Raw genomic sequence first — 3013 nt, 5'->3', positions numbered from 1 at the left:
AGCGTTACTTCGGTGTTCAATTTCTTCTTGAAGATAATCTCGGTAAATCGGTGGACTTGGTGACTGACAAAGCCTTACGTCGTGAATTGAAACCGTACATAGAAAAAGAGGCCATTAATGTCTAAGCGTGAGTGGCGGTTTTATATTGAGGACATGATCAAGTTTGCTGAGAAAGCCATTGAATACACTAACGGGCTGGATCAGGATGCCTTTGTCTCCGGTAAGCTTGTTTACGATGCCACACTACGGAACTTATAATTAATCGGTGAAGCAGCCACACACGTACCAGATGATGTGAAAGAAGCATATTCATCCATTCCATGGCGAATGATTATTGCGACACGTAACCGTCTTATACACGGATATCTTGGAATTGATGATGATACTTTATGGAGTATTATCCAGGATGACCTTACTGATCTAATTGCTGAGTTGAAAAATATTCAATCTCCCCTGTCTTAGTTTTCCTTCTAATTTTCCAATTTCCAATCCGCCACCGCCGGCATGTTCATCTCCGCCACCCGCTTAATCAGCGGCGTGACGCGCGCAATGCCATCGACCATGGAGTATTCGGTATGTAAATGCAGATGGACAACAACGGCTGCATGGGGTCCTTGGCTGTTTGTGTGTTTAGTGGTTTTGGTAAAAGTGGTTAAGTTTTAGGCAGTTGCCGGGGCCGAGTGGGGCTTGGGGGTATGATACTGGATTTTTACTAATGGCTCACCCGAAGCGGCCGATACTACCATAGTTACGCACCATATGGTTTAATTCGCCATATGTCTGCGACTCTACTATTTAGGGACAAATAAATCTATGCCGATGGGGCTATCAGGGAGATGGTGATTTGGCGCCTACCAAGCGTATCCAGTGAGCGGCCACACCGACTGAAGTATCGCCTGTATTACGGCTACCCCGGGAGGTGTCTCGTCCGCTATGACAATGAACGGGGAAAAGGCAATCATCGGCATCCCGGTGAGACCGAGCAAAACTATTATTTTTTTCTGTTGAACAACTGATACAGGATTTCAGATCAGATATCGAGCGCCTGCGAGGTGAGTTATGAGCAAACAACATATTCATATCGGCGTAGAAGAAGCCAGTGAAGGATACGACCGTTTCATTGATGCTTGGCACCAAGCTGAGGCGGGAAAAATTGATCGCCCGGAGATTCATCTCAACTTCGAGGATTTCGAGACACTCGCCTCTTTGCTAACACCGAAACGATTAGAGCTAATGAAGGTCTTGCGTCAACATGGACCGTTTAGCATTCGGGCGCTCTCCAAACATTTGAAACGGGATTACAAAAACGTGCATGCGGATGTTAGCGCATTGGAAAACGTCGGTCTTATTCAACGCGACGAGAATGAACTACTTGTCGCACCTTGGGATGTAATTGATGCGCATGTTAGCTTGGTGGCATAACAAATTCTTGCACATTGATATATGCTCTTGCTTCCTAGTCGAAATCAGGGCTAGTATGCACGTCTGAATTTATCGAAAAGTAAATAAAAACGCTATAGAAAAAATAAGAAGCAGACGAAATGAAAAAATTGTATATCTCAATATTCATTACGCTTGTTGGACTCTCACCGGCTGTATATTTTTATATCTTGGACTCTCGCAAATGCGAAACATTCTATGACCTTCATTTGCTAAACGGGTGTTTCAAGAAGGTCGAAGTCGAAACAGAGCTTCTGAAAATTATCAGCAACAAGAACTTACCCAATAAATTGTCTAATGGATTTAGCCCCCTAGTTAACGCCATCCGTTTAGAGAAACATGATATAACCCACAAAATTATCAATTTGGGGGCTGACGTAAATGAGAGAGTAGAATTTCTGAAAGGCTACTCAGATCCAATTTTTGACTGGGTACTCTTGCAGTTTCCCGACGAACGACTAGTTAGAGCCTTTGTAGAGAAAGGCATAGATTTTGACGCAAGGTCAGAGTCATCCGAACATAATGCACTTACGATATCTGCAGATGTCGAAGACCCGAAAATAGTCAAAATATTGCTCGATACTGGAGCCAGGATAGATTCCAAGGGGTTCTGGGATGGTACTATTGTTCACTGGTCGGCAACTGCTAAAACCGGTACGCTAAAGATGTTGCTCGAAGAATACGATGGAAAAAGACTTATTAACACAAAAGATGTTGGAGGAAATACTCCGATCTTGCATGCGGTAATGTGGAAAAATTCGGAGAACGTTCGATTGCTACTTGAATACGGTGCCGATCCAAACATTCCAAACGGCCGCGGTATAACAGCTCTGAGTTATGCACGAGATAATGGTCTTTCAGAAATATTGCGGATACTAGAAGAGAAATAAGTAATCCACCGTCCCACTACCGCCAGCATATTTCATCTCCGCCACCCGCTTAATCAGCGGCTTGACGCGCACGTTGCCGTCGACCATGGAGTATTTGGTATGTACTTATCCCCTCTGCCTGGGCAATCTCAAGATTTTAACCTCCATAGAAGACCCGCCGAACATTGCCAAGATTCTAAAACACCTGGGCCTACCGACCAGACAACGGCGCTACGCTATCCTTGCTTCACTTGTTGTCCAGCCAGCACGTCCTTGTGCTGGCGTTCATGCCTCCTATGGTCGGCATTCACCCACCTCGGGCACCCGCCCGACATCCTGACGGATTCGATTTAGGTTAATCCCTTTCATCGCGTATTCCTTTGCCGTGTCGGCGAAGCGGACCCGCTTGGCTGTTGCGCTCTCTACACAGCCACAACGTCGGAAATAAACACACTTATGGCACCACTCGATGCTGATTTCTCTACTGTAGGTCACTTTTGTCGAAGCGAATGGGGTTTTGACTGGCTGCACTTGATGATTGATACTGGCATTCAGACGAGTAAAGGTGGGTTATATTTCCTCGTATAGACGCCCCAATGTCAACCCTGATTTCTGATTGATGAGAGCAGATGACCTTGGACTTACATCCTCGTATTCGCGTGCTGGTTAACGCATTAAGATCTGTCCGTTTGGGGTAACCACAA

Annotated in this window: 4 protein-coding genes and 2 pseudogenes; 5 read left to right on the top strand and 1 reads right to left on the bottom strand. The window is 45.4% G+C overall.

Features of this window, described 5'->3' with window-relative positions; translation table 11 throughout:
* Both OEZ43_22005 and OEZ43_22000 read left to right on the top strand, forming a co-directional pair.
* Window positions 1-125: DNA polymerase subunit beta (locus tag OEZ43_22005; protein MDH5548252.1), on the top strand; the 125-nt coding region annotated here is incomplete at its 5' end.
* A pseudogene (locus tag OEZ43_22000) lies at window positions 118-462 on the top strand (DUF86 domain-containing protein). The gene OEZ43_22005 and the pseudogene OEZ43_22000, both read left to right, overlap by 8 nt.
* 8 nt (window positions 463-470) lie before the next feature.
* Here the strand turns inward: OEZ43_22000 and OEZ43_21995 are convergent.
* Window positions 471-587: a PHP domain-containing protein gene (locus OEZ43_21995; protein MDH5548251.1), complete on the bottom strand. Its 117-nt coding sequence runs from the start codon at window positions 585-587 to the stop codon at window positions 471-473.
* Window positions 588-836: 249 nt separating this feature from the next.
* Here OEZ43_21995 and OEZ43_21990 point away from each other — a divergent pair.
* The 3 genes and pseudogenes from OEZ43_21990 to OEZ43_21980 all read left to right on the top strand — a co-directional run bounded on the left by OEZ43_21990 (window position 837) and on the right by OEZ43_21980 (window position 2330).
* A pseudogene (locus OEZ43_21990) lies at window positions 837-1063 on the top strand (DUF6516 family protein).
* Window positions 1060-1422 carry a hypothetical protein gene (locus OEZ43_21985; GenBank protein MDH5548250.1) on the top strand — a complete coding sequence of 121 codons (363 nt, stop codon included), beginning with the start codon at window positions 1060-1062 and terminating at the stop codon, window positions 1420-1422. The pseudogene OEZ43_21990 and the gene OEZ43_21985 overlap by 4 nt, the downstream one beginning before the upstream one ends.
* 119 nt (window positions 1423-1541) lie before the next feature.
* The gene (locus tag OEZ43_21980; protein MDH5548249.1) at window positions 1542-2330 is read left to right on the top strand and encodes an ankyrin repeat domain-containing protein; all 789 of its coding nucleotides are present in this window, start codon (window positions 1542-1544) and stop codon (window positions 2328-2330) included.
* Window positions 2331-3013: the final 683 nt, after the last annotated feature.

Source organism: Gammaproteobacteria bacterium (assembly GCA_029881255.1).
Lineage (GTDB): Bacteria > Pseudomonadota > Gammaproteobacteria > S012-40 > S012-40 > JAOUMY01.
The sequence above is the reverse complement of the archived record's forward strand: the minus strand, read 5'-3'. Positions and strand labels throughout refer to the sequence as shown.

Coding starts and splice junctions, on each gene's coding strand:
- OEZ43_21980 (MDH5548249.1), top strand. CDS start 1,542: ATGAAAAAATTGTATATCTCAATATTCATTACGCTTGTTGGACTCTCA.
- OEZ43_21985 (MDH5548250.1), top strand. CDS start 1,060: ATGAGCAAACAACATATTCATATCGGCGTAGAAGAAGCCAGTGAAGGA.